The following is a 14,874-nucleotide window of genomic DNA, read 5'->3' as shown; positions in this document are numbered from 1 at the left end:
AATGGTTTCATGGGCCACAGGTCTGAGGATGTAGATCCGAAGAATCATAGCGGACGTCGACCGATGGTGGACTGCTTACTTTTACCGCACAGGCCGAGCCTTCAGGGTTGCCGGCCACTGCTCAAGCAACAAGGAACCCACGCGTATGCGCGTTGCGATACTGGACGATGAACCCGCCGAACTGCGTCGGGTCGAGCAAACCCTGCAGCAGATGGCTGCGGAGGGAGACCAGCCTTGGTCGTTGCACAGCTTTGAACGGGGCGAGGACCTGTTGCGCCAATTGCGGCGGGACACCTTCGACCTGCTGATCCTCGACTGGCAACTGCCCGACCTGTCCGGCCTGGCGCTGCTGCGCTGGACCCGCGAACACATGGAGGCGCCGCCCGCCGCGATTATGCTGACCAGCCGCGACGGCGAAAGCGATATCGTCCAGGCGCTGAACGCCGGTGCCGACGATTACGTCAGCAAACCGTTCCGCCCCAACGAGCTGAAAGCCCGAGTCGCCGCTGTACTGCGCCGGCACAGCCAGCAACGCAGTAGCGCTGCCGAAGTCCTGAGCTTCAATGACCTGACCTTCGACGATGCCGAACTGAGCGTCACCCGCGAGGGCAAGGCAGTGGTCATGACGGAGCGTGAATACCGCCTGGCGCGCTGCCTGTTCAGTAACCTGGGTCGGCCATTGTCGCGGGAGTACCTGTACGAACGCTTCTGGCCCCACGAAGAAGTGGCGTCGTCACGGCCGCTGGATACGCACATCTATCGCCTGCGCAACAAGCTGGGGCTGACGGCGGATCGGGGTTGGCAGTTGCTGACGATTTATGGGTATGGGTATCGGTTGGAGAGTGTATCTGCGACACCTGCTGACAGCATGATGCAGTCGTAAGGTGAATCGACCAGTCAAACTGGTCGATATTTGACAGCCCGCGAGCGTCAGTTGACCAAAGGTGCACGCCAGTCATCTGAACCCGTCGTGCCGCAGATTTCATGCGTCCAGATGATTTTACGATACGTGAAATGTACGTCTTCCAACTGTGTGAAGTGCGCCATATTCATATCTTGGCAATTCGGCATTCTGGAATTCACTTCCACAATAACGGCGTCTACCAATTCAATACTGAAAAAATGTTCTTGTGTACCTGAAGCGGAAGTTCGATACCAGGCAATATGACAATTGTCCAAGACTTCGCCACTGGTCAAGGCGCTGAATATCAACGGGGATGCCTTGTCGAAAACCTTGGTAACCATGAGCGGCTTATGCACCCGCTGACCGGTGGGCTGGCCGGATTGAGGGTCACGTGGAATGATTATTTGATGGCTGAAAGCTTGTATCAAAATCTGATCTTCGTGCCCTTCCTGGTAGGTATTACCCACTGAATCTGCTGTAAAAGCTCCAGCACTGATTAAACCTTGTCGATTACCATTGATCGTCAAATACGCAGGTGTTGGCATAACTAAGTTCCCTGTTTGATTCTAGACACTGACAGTGCTTCACCTGTGCCGTAGGGCAGTTAGCGAAGCGGCTGTAAGATAAATAGAACCGATCCAGATATATGTAGGAAGAGTCTCTCCTATACGAAGGGATAGTCTTAAAATTTGCAGGATTTAATCCGACAAGAAAGAACCAAAAAAAAGCCAGCGCATAGCGCTGGCTTTTTTATTCGTGCGTTAGCGATGGGACGATGGATCAGAAATCCAGGTTCGAAACCGCCAACGCATTGCTCTCGATGAAGTCACGGCGAGGTTCGACTGCATCACCCATCAGGGTGTTGAAGATCTGGTCTGCGCCAATGGCGTCTTCGATGGTGACTTTCAGCATGCGGCGCACGCTTGGGTCCATGGTGGTTTCCCACAGCTGATCCGGGTTCATTTCACCCAGACCTTTGTAGCGCTGGATGGTGTGGCGCTTGGTGCTTTCGGCCATCAGCCAGTCGAGGGCTTCCTTGAACTCGGTGACCGCTTTCTTGCGCTCGCCACGCTGGATGTACGCGCCTTCGTCGAGCAGAGTGCTCAGTTGAGCGCCGAGGGTGACGACGGTCTTGTAGTCGTTGCTGCCGAAGAAGTCGCGGTTGAAGGTGACGTAGTTCGACAGGCCGTGGGAGATCAGCTCGACCTCTGGCAACCAAACGCCACGTTCACGATCTTCACGCAGGCTGGCCTTGTAGACCAGGCCCGACTTCTCGACGGTGCGCAGACGCACTTCGTACTGAGCCAGCCAGTCCTGCATCTTGGCGTGGTCGCCGAGCATTTCCAGGCTCACGGCCGGCAGGTAGATGAAGTGTTCGGTCAGTTCCTGCGGGTACAGGCGCGACAGACGCTTGAGGGTCTTCATCACCATGCGGAAGTCGTTCACCAGACGCTCGAGTGCTTCACCGGAAATGCCCGGGGCCTCTTCGTTCAGGTGCAGGCTCGCATCTTCCAGGGCCGACTGCGTCATGTACTCTTCCATGGCGTCGTCGTCTTTGATGTATTGCTCTTGCTTGCCTTTCTTGACCTTGTACAACGGCGGCTGGGCGATATAGATGTAGCCGCGCTCGATCAGCTCCGGCAACTGACGGAAGAAGAAGGTCAGCAGCAGGGTACGGATGTGCGAACCGTCGACGTCAGCATCGGTCATGATGATGATGTTGTGATAGCGCAGCTTGTCGATGTTGTACTCTTCGCGACCGATGCCGCAGCCCAGCGCAGTGATCAGCGTGCCCACTTCCTGGGACGAGATCATCTTGTCGAAGCGTGCTTTCTCGACGTTGAGGATCTTGCCCTTCAGCGGCAGGATCGCCTGGGTCTTGCGGTTACGTCCCTGCTTGGCAGAGCCGCCCGCGGAGTCACCCTCCACGAGGTACAGTTCGGACAGCGCAGGATCTTTTTCCTGGCAATCAGCGAGCTTGCCCGGCAGGCCGGCGATGTCCAGCGCGCCTTTGCGGCGGGTCATCTCACGGGCCTTGCGCGCCGCTTCACGGGCACGCGCCGCGTCGATCATCTTGCCGACGACCAGCTTGGCTTCGTTCGGGTTTTCCAGCAGGAAGTCGGAGAAGTACTTGCCCATCTCCTGCTCGACCGCGGTCTTCACTTCGGAAGACACCAGCTTGTCTTTGGTCTGCGAGCTGAACTTCGGATCCGGCACTTTTACCGAGATGATCGCGGTCAGGCCTTCACGGGCATCGTCACCGGTGGTCGCGACTTTGTGCTTCTTCGCCAGACCTTCCTGCTCGATATAGTTGTTCAGGTTACGCGTCAGTGCGGAACGGAAACCCACCAGGTGAGTACCGCCGTCGCGCTGCGGAATGTTGTTGGTGAAGCACAACAGGTTCTCGTTGAAGCTGTCGTTCCATTGCAGGGCGATTTCTACGCCGATGCCGTCTTCACGCTGGATGTTGAAGTGGAACACCTGGTTGACCGCAGTCTTGTTGGTGTTCAGGTATTCAACGAACGCACGCAGGCCGCCTTCGTACTTGAACAGCTCTTCCTTGCCGCTGCGCTCGTCCTTGAGGACGATGCCGACACCGGAGTTGAGGAACGATAGTTCACGAATGCGCTTGGCCAGAATGTCCCAGCTGAAGTGAATGTTCTTGAAGGTTTCGCTGGAAGCCTTGAAGTGGATCTGGGTACCGGTGGTTTCGCTGTCGCCAACGATCGCCATCGGCGCCTGAGGTACACCGTGGACGTAGGTCTGTTCCCAGATCTTGCCGCTGCGGCGTACGGTCAATACCAGCTCTTCGGACAGGGCGTTTACGACCGACACACCTACACCGTGCAGACCGCCGGATACCTTGTAGGAGTTGTCGTCGAACTTACCGCCAGCGTGGAGGACGGTCATGATGACCTCGGCGGCGGAAACGCCTTCCTCTTTGTGCACGTCTACCGGGATGCCACGGCCGTTGTCTTTGACGGTGATGGACTCATCCGGGTGGATGATGATGCTGATGTCGTCGCAGTGGCCGGCGAGGGCTTCGTCGATCGAGTTGTCGACCACCTCGAACACCATGTGGTGCAGACCGCTGCCATCGTCGGTGTCACCAATGTACATACCGGGACGTTTGCGTACGGCATCCAGGCCTTTCAGCACTTTAATGCTCGTTGAGTCGTACGTATTTTCTTCGCTCAATGCCTTCACTCCCGATGGTCGTGGGTCTGGGTGATACGGCCCTGTTCCACGTGGAACAGAGCGACTGGCGTTTCCGTCTGCCAGCCTTCCCTCAATAATTCGTGATCTACACAGGTGATGAAAACCTGGCAGCGTAAGTCTTCCAGCAAGCGGCACAGCGCGCGACGGTGGCTCTCGTCCAGTTCGGACGGCAAGTCATCCACCAGATAAATACACTGGCCGCGTCGGGCCTGGCTCACCAGATGCCCCTGGGCAATTCGCAATGCACAAACCACCAGCTTCTGCTGACCCCGGGACAAGATGTCCGCGGCGTTGTGTGCGCCCAATCTAAGGCGCAAGTCAGCGCGTTGCGGTCCGGCCTGGGTATGACCCATTTGCTGGTCCCGTTGCACGGAGCCAGCCAGTACGGCACTCAATTCCCGGTCCTTGTCCCAGCCTCGGTAATAGCTGAGCGTCAAACCTTCAAGCTCAACCAGTTCGCTCAAGGTTTGTTCAAAGACTGGTTTCAAGGCTTTGATGTAAGCGCGGCGGTATTCATCGATTTCAGCGCTGGCCTGGCACAGCTCCCTGTCCCAAACCGCTTGCGAAACGGCGTCAAGTGTACCATGCCGCAGCCAGGAGTTTCTCTGGCGCAAGGCCTTCTGCAAACGCTGCCAGGTCGCCATGAAACGCGGTTCGACGTGGAACACGCCCCAATCGAGAAACTGCCGGCGAATCTTCGGCGCACCTTCGAGCAGGCGGAAGCTGTCGGGGTTGATCAGTTGCAGCGGCAGGATCTCTGCCAGTTGCGCGGCACTGCGAGCGTTCTGCCCGTCGATGCGGATCTGGAACTCGCCCTGACGGTCGCGAGATATCCCCAACGCACTGTGACCACCCTCGGCCAGTTCGACCTGACCGAACACCGTGCAGGCGAGTTGCTCGTACTGGATGACCGGCAACAGCCGCGTGCTACGAAACGAACGGGCAAGCCCCAGCAGATGAATGGCTTCCAGAACACTGGTTTTGCCGCTGCCGTTGGCGCCGTAAAGAATGTTGATGCGGGGGGAGGGGGAGAAGGTCACCGGGTGCAGATTACGCACCGCGGTGACCGAAACACGACTTAAGGACATCCAGGATCAGCTGATTACAGACGCATCGGCATGACAACATAAGCCGAGTCGTCATTGTCGGACTCTTGCACCAGCGCACTGCTGTTGGAGTCGGACAGGATCAGGCGAACCTGTTCGGTGGTCATCACGCCCAGCACGTCGAGCAGGTAGCTCACGTTGAAGCCGATTTCCAGCGAACCGCCGTTGTATTCAACGCCCACTTCTTCTTCCGCTTCTTCCTGCTCCGGGTTGTTGGCCTGGATCTTCAACTGACCATTGGCCAGTTGCAGACGGATGCCGCGGTACTTCTCGTTGGACAGAATTGCGGTACGGCTGAACGCTTCACGCAGGGCCTGACGATCGCCCAGTACCAGCTTGTCGCCGCCCTTCGGAAGAACGCGCTCGTAATCCGGGAACTTGCCGTCGACCAACTTCGAAGTGAAGGTGAATTCGCCGGTGGTGGCGCGGATGTGGTGCTGACCCAGAACGATGCTGACGTTGCCGTCCGGCTCGGTCAGCAGACGCGCCAGTTCGAGGATACCTTTACGCGGCACGATCACCTGGTGGCGATCCGGCTGACCGATATCGGCCTGCATCGAGCACATCGCCAGACGGTGACCGTCGGTGGCCACGGCGCGGATCACACCGGCCGAGACTTCCAGCAGCATGCCGTTGAGGTAGTAGCGCACGTCTTGCTGGGCCATGGCGAAGCTGGTGCGTTCGATCAGTCGACGCAGTTTGCTCTGCTCCAGGCTGCAGGTCAGCGAACCCGGGCCTTCTTCAACCGTCGGGAAATCATTGGCGGGCAGGGTCGACAGGGTGAAACGGCTACGGCCGGCCTTCACGACCAGCTTCTGCTCGTCGACCTTGATGTCGATCAGCGCGTCGTTGGGCAGGCTCTTGCAGATGTCCATCAGCTTGCGCGCAGGCACGGTGATGGAGCCGGTTTCAGCCGGCTCTTCGAGTTGCACGCGACCGACCAGCTCGACTTCCAGATCGGTACCGGTCAGCGACAGTTGCTGGCCATCGACGACCAACAGCACGTTGGACAGTACCGGCAAGGTCTGTCGGCGCTCGACGACGCCTGCGACCAGTTGCAGGGGTTTCAACAGGGCTTCGCGTTGAATGGTGAAATGCATGGTCTAGTCCCTTGCCTTAATAAGCTGCGCTGGAGTTCATCAAGTGGTCAGTGTACGCAGCAGGTTCTTGTAGTCCTCGCGGATGTCCGCGTCGGATTCCTTAAGTTCGTTGATCTTGCGGCAGGCGTGCAACACCGTCGTGTGGTCGCGACCACCAAACACATCGCCGATTTCCGGCAGGCTGTGGTTGGTCAGCTCCTTGGACAGCGCCATGGCCACCTGACGCGGACGTGCCACCGAGCGCGAACGGCGCTTGGACAGCAGGTCGGAAATCTTGATCTTGTAGTACTCGGCGACAGTGCGCTGAATGTTATCCACAGAGACCAGTTTGTCCTGCAGTGCCAACAAGTCTTTCAGGGATTCGCGGATCAACTCGATGGTGATGTCGCGGCCCATGAAGTGCGAGTGGGCGATCACGCGTTTCAGCGCACCTTCCAGCTCACGGACGTTGGAACGAATTCGTTGGGCGATGAAGAACGCCGCATCGTGAGGCAACTCGACTTTGGCCTGGTCGGCCTTCTTCATCAAGATCGCCACACGGGTTTCCAGCTCCGGCGGCTCGACGGCAACCGTCAGGCCCCAACCGAAGCGGGATTTGAGGCGCTCTTCAAGGCCTTCAATTTCTTTCGGGTAGCGGTCACTGGTAAGAATGACCTGCTGGCCACCTTCAAGCAGGGCGTTGAAGGTGTGGAAAAACTCTTCCTGGGAACGCTCTTTACGGGCGAAGAACTGAATATCGTCGATCAGCAGAGCGTCCACCGAACGGTAGAAACGCTTGAACTCGTTGATCGCGTTCAGTTGCAGCGCCTTGACCATGTCGGCCACGAAGCGCTCGGAATGCAGGTACACAACCTTGGCATTCGGGTTCTTCTTTAATAAATGGTTACCCACTGCGTGCATCAAGTGAGTTTTACCCAGGCCGACGCCGCCATAAAGGAACAGCGGGTTGTAACCGTGCTTGGGATTGTCCGCCACCTGCCAGGCTGCCGCGCGGGCGAGCTGGTTGGACTTGCCTTCGACGAAATTCTCGAAGGTGAAGGTGCGGTTCAGGTAACTGGTGTGCTTGAGCGCGCCTTCGACCTGAACGGTGCGCTGTTCGGCGCGAACCGGGGCCTGTTGCGAGGCCGCACCGGCCATCGGGTCAAAGCTGTCGCGGGACGGCTCTTCACTGACTTCCTCGTTTTTTTGCGTCGAGCGCTTGGCCGGAGCTGCACTTGGAGCGGGTGCTGGCGCACTGGCCGGCACGGTATTGGCCTGAGCCTGGGACACCTGCGCAGCGGCCAACGGCGCGTTCGGCGCGGCACGTGGTGCCGAGCTGCGTTTGCTGCCTATTAATAAGGAAAGCGCTGGCGCCATGCCGTTGCCGTGCTCATCCAGCAGTTCAAGGACGCGACCGAGGTACTTTTCGTTGACCCAGTCCAGTACAAACCGGTTCGGTGCGTAGACGCGCAACTCGTCGCCTTCGGCTTCGACCTGTAGTGGACGGATCCAGGTGTTGAATTGTTGGGCAGGCAGCTCCTCGCGCAAAAGCTCCACGCACTGCTGCCAAAGTTCCACTGACACGGATATCCCCTAAGTTGAAAGCCGGTGAGGCAAAAACAAGCGGCCATTGTAGCGGCGAGCCGTCCACTTATCCACATGCAGGTTGTGTGGTGACCATGATTAATCAATGCGTTAACCGGTAAAAAGGCGACCAACGGTGTGTGCATAAGCTCTGTGGATAACCGCCTCTGAGGGCACTGGACAACTGGGGGTGGAACTCAGTGGATAACCAGCCTGTGGATAACAGGCCATTCCACACACAGGTTATCCGACAGCGCAGCACAGGCTGACCACGGTTTTCCACTGTAGTTGTCATTCTCTGTACATCATGCTGTACAAGGGCTGAAGATGGTTATCCACAGAAGAGGGCGGTCCTAGCTTTTACAAGCTTTACAGAAAAGCTTTAAATAATTCCCTTCTTTATTTTTATGTCTGGCAAACAGGTTTTCGGTTCCGGAAGCTCCAGAGATCTATTTATAAGGAAACGCTGGTTGGAAATTGACCTGAAGGCTTGCTTTCTCTAGAATCCCCGGTCTCTTAAAACGGGGGCCATTCCGGCCCGTTGTGGACGAACCAGGTAACACGACATGAAACGTACTTTCCAACCAAGCACTATCAAACGCGCTCGTACCCACGGTTTCCGTGCTCGCATGGCTACCAAGAACGGTCGCGCTGTCCTGTCGCGTCGTCGCGCCAAAGGTCGTGCGCGTCTGGCAGTTTGATAATCCGGTACTGGAGGTGAGTCAGGACTTCAGTCGGGAAAAGCGTCTGCTTACCCCCCGGCATTTCAAGGCAGTCTTTGACTCCCCTACCGGCAAGGTTCCGGGGAAAAATCTCCTGCTCCTTGCGCGCAACAACGATCTTGATCACCCCCGTCTCGGGCTGGTTATTGGGAAAAAGAGCGTAAAGCTCTCCGTTGAGCGCAATCGCCTCAAACGTCTGATGCGCGAATCGTTCCGTCTGCACCAGGATTCTCTGGTCGGCTGGGATATCGTTATCGTCGCGCGCAAAGGTTTGGGCGACGTAGAAAACCCCGAATTGATTCAGCATTTCGGCAAACTCTGGAAGCGTCTGGCCCGTAACAAGCCAGTTCCAGCAGTCAAAACCGAAACTGTAGGGGTAGACAGTCCAGATGCGTAAACTGGCACTCGTTCCGATCCAGTTTTATCGCTACGCCATTAGTCCTTTGATGGCCAGTCACTGTCGTTTCTACCCCAGTTGTTCTTGCTACGCGTATGAAGCCATCGAAAATCATGGCCTTCTGCGCGGTGGCTGGCTGGCCTTTCGTCGTTTAGGTCGCTGTCATCCGTGGAATCCCGGTGGTTATGACCCGGTTCCACCTATCCCTACCTCCCGTTCTTCTTCGATGGCCGAGTAATCATGGATATCAAACGCACGATCCTGATCGTCGCCCTGGCAATCGTGTCCTACGTTATGGTTCTTAAATGGAACCAGGACTATGGCCAGGCTGCCCTGCCGACTCAGAATGTTGCTTCCAGTACGACTGCATCCGGTTTGCCGGACACCGTTCCTGGCAATAACGCTTCCGCCAGTGACGATATTCCGGGTGCCGCAAGCGACACCAGCGCACCTGTGGAAACCCCGGTCGCTGCCAGCAAGGATCTGATCCAGGTCAAAACCGACGTGCTCGATCTGGCGATCGATCCCCAGGGCGGTGACGTTGCTCAACTGACTTTGCCACTGTATCCACGTCGTCAGGATCGTCCTGATGTACCGTTCCAGCTGTTCGACAACGGCGGCGAACGTACTTATCTGGCACAAAGCGGCCTGATCGGCACCAACGGTCCGGACGCAAGCCCGGCCGGTCGTCCGGTTTACGCCTCGGAGAAGAAAAGTTATCAACTGGCTGACGGTCAGGACCAATTGGTCGTCGACCTGAAGTTCAGCAAGGACGGCGTCAACTACATCAAGCGTTTCACCCTGAAACGCGGCCTGTATGACGTAACCGTGACCTACCTTGTGGATAACCAGAGCGCTCAGCCTTGGTCGGGTTCGATGTTCGCCCAACTGAAGCGCGACGCCAGTGCCGACCCTTCGTCGACCACTGCCACCGGCACCGCGACTTACCTGGGCGCTGCCCTGTGGACAAGTTCCGAGCCGTACAAGAAAGTGTCCATGAAAGACATGGACAAAGGTCAGCTCAAGGAAACCGTCACCGGTGGCTGGGTAGCCTGGCTGCAACACTACTTCGTGACTGCATGGGTTGCGCCGAAGGGCGAAAACAACATTGTTCAGACACGTAAGGACAGCAAAGGCAACTACATCATCGGTTACACCGGTCCTTCGCTGACCGCTGCACCGGGTGCCAAAGTTGAAACCAGCGCCATTCTGTACGCCGGGCCGAAAAGCCAGGCCGTACTGAAACAGTTATCCCCAGGTCTGGAACTGACAGTCGACTACGGCATTCTGTGGTTCATCGCTCAGCCGATCTTCTGGTTGCTGCAACACATCCACGCGATCGTGGGTAACTGGGGCTGGTCGATCATCTTCCTGACCATGCTGATCAAAGGGATCTTCTTCCCGCTGTCGGCTGCCAGCTACAAATCCATGGCGCGCATGCGTGCCGTAGCACCGAAACTGGCTGCACTGAAAGAGCAACATGGCGATGACCGGCAGAAAATGTCGCAAGCCATGATGGAGCTGTACAAGAAAGAGAAGATCAATCCGCTGGGCGGTTGCTTGCCGATCCTCGTGCAGATGCCGGTTTTCCTTTCGCTGTACTGGGTTCTGCTGGAAAGCGTGGAGATGCGCCAGGCGCCGTTCATGCTGTGGATCACCGACCTGTCGATCAAGGATCCGTTCTTCATCCTGCCGATCATCATGGGTGCGACCATGTTCATTCAGCAGCGTCTGAACCCGACTCCACCGGATCCGATGCAGGCGAAGGTCATGAAAATGATGCCAATCATCTTCACCTTCTTCTTCCTGTGGTTCCCGGCTGGTCTGGTGCTGTACTGGGTTGTGAACAACTGCCTGTCGATTGCCCAACAGTGGTACATCACGCGTAAGATCGAAGCGGCGACGAAAAAAGCCGAGGCGTAACTTACTCTGTGGATAACACCACTCAAAACGCCCCCTAGTGGGGCGTTTTGCTATCTGCCACTTTTGTCTGGATTCCGGTTTATGAGCGTACCTCGTGAAACCATCGCTGCTGTCGCCACCGCTCAAGGTCGCGGCGGTGTCGGCATCGTCCGTATTTCCGGGCCGTTGGCCAGCGTCGCAGCCAAAGCCATCAGCGGCCGTGAATTGAAACCGCGTTACGCGCATTACGGTCCGTTTTTCAGTGCTGATCAGCAGGTGCTGGACGAAGGACTGGCCCTGTATTTCCCGGGACCAAACTCGTTTACCGGCGAAGACGTGCTTGAACTGCAGGGACACGGTGGCCCGATCGTTCTCGACATGTTGCTCAAGCGTTGTCTGGAACTGGGTTGCCGTCTGGCTCGCCCGGGTGAATTCAGCGAGCGCGCGTTCCTCAATGACAAACTCGACCTGGCTCAGGCCGAGGCCATCGCCGACCTGATCGAAGCCAGTTCTGCACAGGCTGCACGCAATGCCTTGCGCTCCCTACAGGGCGCGTTTTCCCAGCGTGTGCATAACCTGACCGAACAACTGATCGGCCTGCGCATCTACGTCGAAGCCGCCATCGACTTCCCGGAAGAGGAAATCGACTTCCTGGCCGACGGTCACGTGCTGAGCATGCTCGACAAGGTACGTGAAGAGTTATCCACCGTGCTGCGTGAAGCCGGGCAGGGTGCCTTGTTGCGTGATGGCATGACTGTAGTGATTGCCGGTCGTCCGAATGCCGGCAAATCCAGCCTGTTGAATGCCCTGGCTGGACGCGAAGCCGCGATCGTGACCGAAATTGCCGGCACCACCCGGGATATCCTGCGCGAACATATCCACATCGACGGCATGCCGTTGCACGTGGTTGACACCGCAGGGCTGCGCGATACCGACGATCAGGTGGAAAAAATCGGCGTCGAGCGTGCGTTGAAAGCGATCACTGAAGCGGATCGGGTGCTGCTGGTAGTCGATGCCACCGCACCGGAAGCTGCAGATCCGTTTGCTCTGTGGCCGGAATTTCTCGAAACCCGTCCGGATCCGGCGAAAGTCACCTTGATTCGCAACAAGGCTGACCTGACGGGTGAAGCGATCGCTCTGGAAGTCAGCGACGATGGCCACGTGACCATCAGCCTCAGCGCCAAATCCGCTGGCGAAGGGCTGGAATTGCTGCGCGAACACCTCAAGGCCTGCATGGGCTATGAGCAAACCTCGGAAAGCAGCTTCAGTGCCCGTCGCCGTCATCTGGAGGCTCTGCGCCATGCCAGTGCAGCGCTGGAACATGGTCGCGCACAGCTGACGTTGGCCGGTGCCGGTGAGCTGCTGGCCGAGGATTTACGTCAGGCCCAGCACTCTCTGGGAGAAATCACCGGGGCATTCAGCTCCGATGACCTGCTTGGCCGGATCTTCTCCAGCTTCTGCATCGGTAAATGACCAAATGGGCTGTGGACAATTTATCCACAGCCCCTTTGGTTTCACCAGTTGTAAGACACCGTACCGAGTAAGGTGCGATCTTCGCCCCAGTAGCAACGCCCAGCATCGTTGCATCCCGACACATATTCCTTGTCGAACAGGTTCTTGGCGTTCAGGTCGACGCTCCAGTGCGTGTCAATCTGATAGCCGATTGCCGCATCCACCAACGTGACGTCGCCGGCGTCCAGCTTGCCGTACAGCGAAGGCGAGGTGTAGGCGAAGGCACTGTCGAAGTAACGCACGCCACCACCCACGTACAAACCTTTCAAATCGCCATCGAGGAAACGGTACTTGGTCCAGACCGACGCCTGATTTCGTGGCACGCCGGTCATCTGGTGGCCTTTGACCAACGAGGTCGCCGCGTCCTTGGTAATCCGCGCGTCGGTGTAGGTGTATGCCGCTGTCACATTGAGGTTCTGGGTCAGATTGCTGTTGAGTTCCAGTTCCACGCCTTTGGAACGGCTTTCCCCGACCTGGCGGTAGGTCGACGTGGTCGAGTCGAAGTAGGTGTCGTCCTTTTTGCGCAGGTCATACACCGACGCGGTGAACGCGGTATCCCAGCCGATCGGTTCGTACTTGAGGCCCACTTCGTATTGGCTGCTGGTGATCGGATCGAGCGGCGCGCCGGCATTGGAAATCTGCTGTACCGGTACGAACGAGGTGGAATAGCTGACATACGGCGTCATGCCGTTATCAAACTGGTACATCACGCCGCCCTGGTAGGTGAACTTCTTGTCCTCGGAACTGATGTTGCTGCCCTTGGCCACTTTGTCGCGGAAATCACTGTCGACCCAGTCCTGGCGCCCGCCGAGCAAGAACAACCAGTGGTCATATTTGCTCTGGATCTGGGCATAAACACCTTTCATCTGTTGTTCGAGCAAGGTGTTCTGCACCGCAATCGGTGTAGTCGGATCGCGCAAGTAAACCGGGTCGTAGATATCGATTGGCCCGACGATGCCAGCATTCCAGTCCTGATTGAACGAAGTGCGGTCGTAGCTGGCGCCGAACAGCACGGTGTTTTCCAGCTCGCCGACCTGGAATTTGCCTTCCAGTTGGTTATCCAGCGAATACACCATGGATTTGTTGAAACGATCGTACGCGGTCATGTTCAGGCGCGTGCCGAACCCGGCGTTGTTCAGGTTGCCGGGCCAGGTCTCGTGGCGGGTGATTCGCGACTGCATGTAGCGCGAATTCTGGCGGAACTGCCAGTCATCGTTGAAGGAATGGCTGAACTCATAACCGGTGCTCCAGGTTTCCCGTTCGAAGGTGTTCCAGTCCGGATCGCCAAGCATGGTGCCTTTGGATAGCTTGCCGTTGGGATTGCTCAGCAATGTGCCGGCCGCCGGCAGACCCAGTTCCATATTGGTGTGATCTTTCTGGTAGTTGGCCAGCAGGGTCAGGGTGTTGAAGTCGTCGAAATTCAGGGTCAGCGACGGGGCGATGTAAATGCGGTCATCCGGTACGTGATCGGTCTGGGTGTCGGACTTGCGTCCGAGCATCACCACTCGTCCCAACACATTGCCGCTGTCGTTGAGTGGCCCGGACACATCGATGCCAATCTGCCGGCGATTATTCGAGCCATAACCCAGTTGCACTTCGCCGCGTGGAGCTGCGGTCGGCCGCTTGCTCACCAGATTCACCAGGCCGCCCGGTGCGTTTTCCCCATAGAGCAAGGACGATGGTCCGCGGAAAATTTCCACGCGCTCCAAACCGTAAGGTTCGGTGCTGGTGTCATAACGGTTGCCTTGCACGCGAAGTCCATCGCGCAACAGGCCGTAGCCGTAATCGGTGGCGTTGAAACCACGAATGAAAAACAGATCGCCGGCCAGGCTGTCGCCCGCTGCAAACGGTGGGGCGAAGATGCCGGGAACGTAGCCGAGTACCTCGGTGAGCGTCTGAGATTTCTGATCTTTCATGCGCTGTGCGGTGACGACTGACACAGAACGTGGTGTTTCCGACAACGGCGTGCTGGTTTTCGTACCGATCCGGCTGTTCTGCGCCCTATAGCCGACGTCGGCGGCGTAATCCAGATCCATCGGATTGGCCAATTGCCCGTTGATGTTGGTCGGGGCCAGCTCCAGCAAATCACCATTGGGCAGCGCCTGCAGAATGTAGCTACCCGGCGCTTGAGGTACGGCTTGCAAACCTGAGCCTTGCAGCAGTTGGGCGAATCCCTGTTCGACGGTGAAGTTGCCGTTCAGCCCGGTACTGCGTAAACGGTTGGTCTGCTGCGGCGAGAACGACAGAATCACGTTTGCAGTGGAGGCGAATTGGCTCAAAGCATTGTCCAGCGGGCCGGCAGCAATGGTGTAGCGCTGCGCGACCGTTGCCGCGAAGGCGTTATTGGTCATTGCCAGGCAGGACGCGGCACTGGTCATCAGTAGGCTGTAGGCAATGCAGTGGTGGGAAAAACGCTGACGGAACGTGGGAAGACGCATGTGTGGATAAG

General features: G+C 57.4%; 12 protein-coding genes. 6 read left to right on the top strand and 6 right to left on the bottom strand.

The annotated features are described in order from the left end of the window. Positions 1–145 precede the first annotated feature (145 nt). Positions 146–883, top strand: a complete 738-nt coding sequence (locus QRN61_RS07080) for a response regulator transcription factor (protein WP_027610281.1) — start codon at positions 146–148, stop codon at positions 881–883. Positions 884–930: 47 nt separating this feature from the next. Here QRN61_RS07080 and QRN61_RS07075 read toward each other — a convergent pair whose 3' ends face one another. The 5 genes from QRN61_RS07075 to dnaA form a co-directional block, all read right to left on the bottom strand. Next, a complete protein-coding gene (locus QRN61_RS07075; RefSeq protein WP_027610282.1) occupies positions 931–1,449 on the bottom strand; it encodes an Hcp family type VI secretion system effector in 519 nt (172 codons plus the stop codon). 235 nt (positions 1,450–1,684) lie between these two features. Beyond that, positions 1,685–4,102, bottom strand: a complete 2,418-nt coding sequence (gyrB, locus tag QRN61_RS07070) for a DNA topoisomerase (ATP-hydrolyzing) subunit B (RefSeq protein WP_007960764.1) — start codon at positions 4,100–4,102, stop codon at positions 1,685–1,687. Between the two features lie 5 nt (positions 4,103–4,107). Beyond that, the gene (gene recF, locus QRN61_RS07065; RefSeq protein WP_003220208.1) at positions 4,108–5,211 is read right to left on the bottom strand and encodes a DNA replication/repair protein RecF; all 1,104 of its coding nucleotides are present in this window, start codon (positions 5,209–5,211) and stop codon (positions 4,108–4,110) included. 14 nt (positions 5,212–5,225) lie between these two features. Then, positions 5,226–6,329: a DNA polymerase III subunit beta gene (gene dnaN / locus QRN61_RS07060; RefSeq protein WP_003220202.1), complete on the bottom strand. Its 1,104-nt coding sequence runs from the start codon at positions 6,327–6,329 to the stop codon at positions 5,226–5,228. A gap of 39 nt (positions 6,330–6,368) precedes the next feature. Next, positions 6,369–7,892: a chromosomal replication initiator protein DnaA gene (dnaA, locus tag QRN61_RS07055; protein WP_096795466.1), complete on the bottom strand. Its 1,524-nt coding sequence runs from the start codon at positions 7,890–7,892 to the stop codon at positions 6,369–6,371. A gap of 566 nt (positions 7,893–8,458) precedes the next feature. Here dnaA and rpmH point away from each other — a divergent pair. The 5 genes from rpmH to mnmE all read left to right on the top strand — a co-directional run bounded on the left by rpmH (position 8,459) and on the right by mnmE (position 12,386). Further along, positions 8,459–8,593, top strand: a complete 135-nt coding sequence (gene rpmH / locus QRN61_RS07050) for a 50S ribosomal protein L34 (RefSeq protein WP_003213577.1) — start codon at positions 8,459–8,461, stop codon at positions 8,591–8,593. Between the two features lie 16 nt (positions 8,594–8,609). Continuing rightward, on the top strand, positions 8,610–9,011 hold the full coding sequence (gene rnpA, locus QRN61_RS07045; protein ID WP_011336726.1) for a ribonuclease P protein component: 402 nt from the start codon (positions 8,610–8,612) through the stop codon (positions 9,009–9,011). Continuing rightward, positions 9,004–9,249 carry a membrane protein insertion efficiency factor YidD gene (gene yidD / locus QRN61_RS07040; RefSeq protein WP_080761984.1) on the top strand — a complete coding sequence of 82 codons (246 nt, stop codon included), beginning with the start codon at positions 9,004–9,006 and terminating at the stop codon, positions 9,247–9,249. The genes rnpA and yidD overlap by 8 nt, the downstream gene beginning before the upstream one ends. 2 nt (positions 9,250–9,251) lie before the next feature. Continuing rightward, a complete protein-coding gene (gene yidC / locus QRN61_RS07035) occupies positions 9,252–10,934 on the top strand; it encodes a membrane protein insertase YidC (protein ID WP_285373473.1) in 1,683 nt (560 codons plus the stop codon). An 81-nt stretch (positions 10,935–11,015) separates the two neighbouring features. Next, positions 11,016–12,386 carry a tRNA uridine-5-carboxymethylaminomethyl(34) synthesis GTPase MnmE gene (mnmE, locus tag QRN61_RS07030; protein ID WP_027610286.1) on the top strand — a complete coding sequence of 457 codons (1,371 nt, stop codon included), beginning with the start codon at positions 11,016–11,018 and terminating at the stop codon, positions 12,384–12,386. Positions 12,387–12,427: 41 nt separating this feature from the next. Here mnmE and QRN61_RS07025 read toward each other — a convergent pair whose 3' ends face one another. Further along, positions 12,428–14,863, bottom strand: a complete 2,436-nt coding sequence (locus tag QRN61_RS07025) for a TonB-dependent siderophore receptor (RefSeq protein ID WP_096795465.1) — start codon at positions 14,861–14,863, stop codon at positions 12,428–12,430. Between the last annotated feature and the right edge of the window lie 11 nt (positions 14,864–14,874).

The organism is Pseudomonas sp. lyk4-TYG-107, from assembly GCF_030209055.1.
In the GTDB taxonomy this organism is placed as follows: domain Bacteria; phylum Pseudomonadota; class Gammaproteobacteria; order Pseudomonadales; family Pseudomonadaceae; genus Aquipseudomonas; species Aquipseudomonas putida_A.
This window is presented reverse-complemented; position numbering and strand designations above follow the sequence as displayed.

Excerpts from the sequence above, each read along its gene's own strand:
- QRN61_RS07080 (WP_027610281.1), top strand. The coding sequence starts at position 146 with ATGCGCGTTGCGATACTGGACGATGAACCCGCCGAACTGCGTCGGGTC.
- QRN61_RS07075 (WP_027610282.1), bottom strand. The coding sequence starts at position 1,449 with ATGCCAACACCTGCGTATTTGACGATCAATGGTAATCGACAAGGTTTA.
- recF (WP_003220208.1), bottom strand. The coding sequence starts at position 5,211 with ATGTCCTTAAGTCGTGTTTCGGTCACCGCGGTGCGTAATCTGCACCCG.
- dnaN (WP_003220202.1), bottom strand. The coding sequence starts at position 6,329 with ATGCATTTCACCATTCAACGCGAAGCCCTGTTGAAACCCCTGCAACTG.
- rpmH (WP_003213577.1), top strand. The coding sequence starts at position 8,459 with ATGAAACGTACTTTCCAACCAAGCACTATCAAACGCGCTCGTACCCAC.
- yidD (WP_080761984.1), top strand. The coding sequence starts at position 9,004 with ATGCGTAAACTGGCACTCGTTCCGATCCAGTTTTATCGCTACGCCATT.
- yidC (WP_285373473.1), top strand. The coding sequence starts at position 9,252 with ATGGATATCAAACGCACGATCCTGATCGTCGCCCTGGCAATCGTGTCC.
- mnmE (WP_027610286.1), top strand. The coding sequence starts at position 11,016 with ATGAGCGTACCTCGTGAAACCATCGCTGCTGTCGCCACCGCTCAAGGT.
- QRN61_RS07025 (WP_096795465.1), bottom strand. The coding sequence starts at position 14,863 with ATGCGTCTTCCCACGTTCCGTCAGCGTTTTTCCCACCACTGCATTGCC.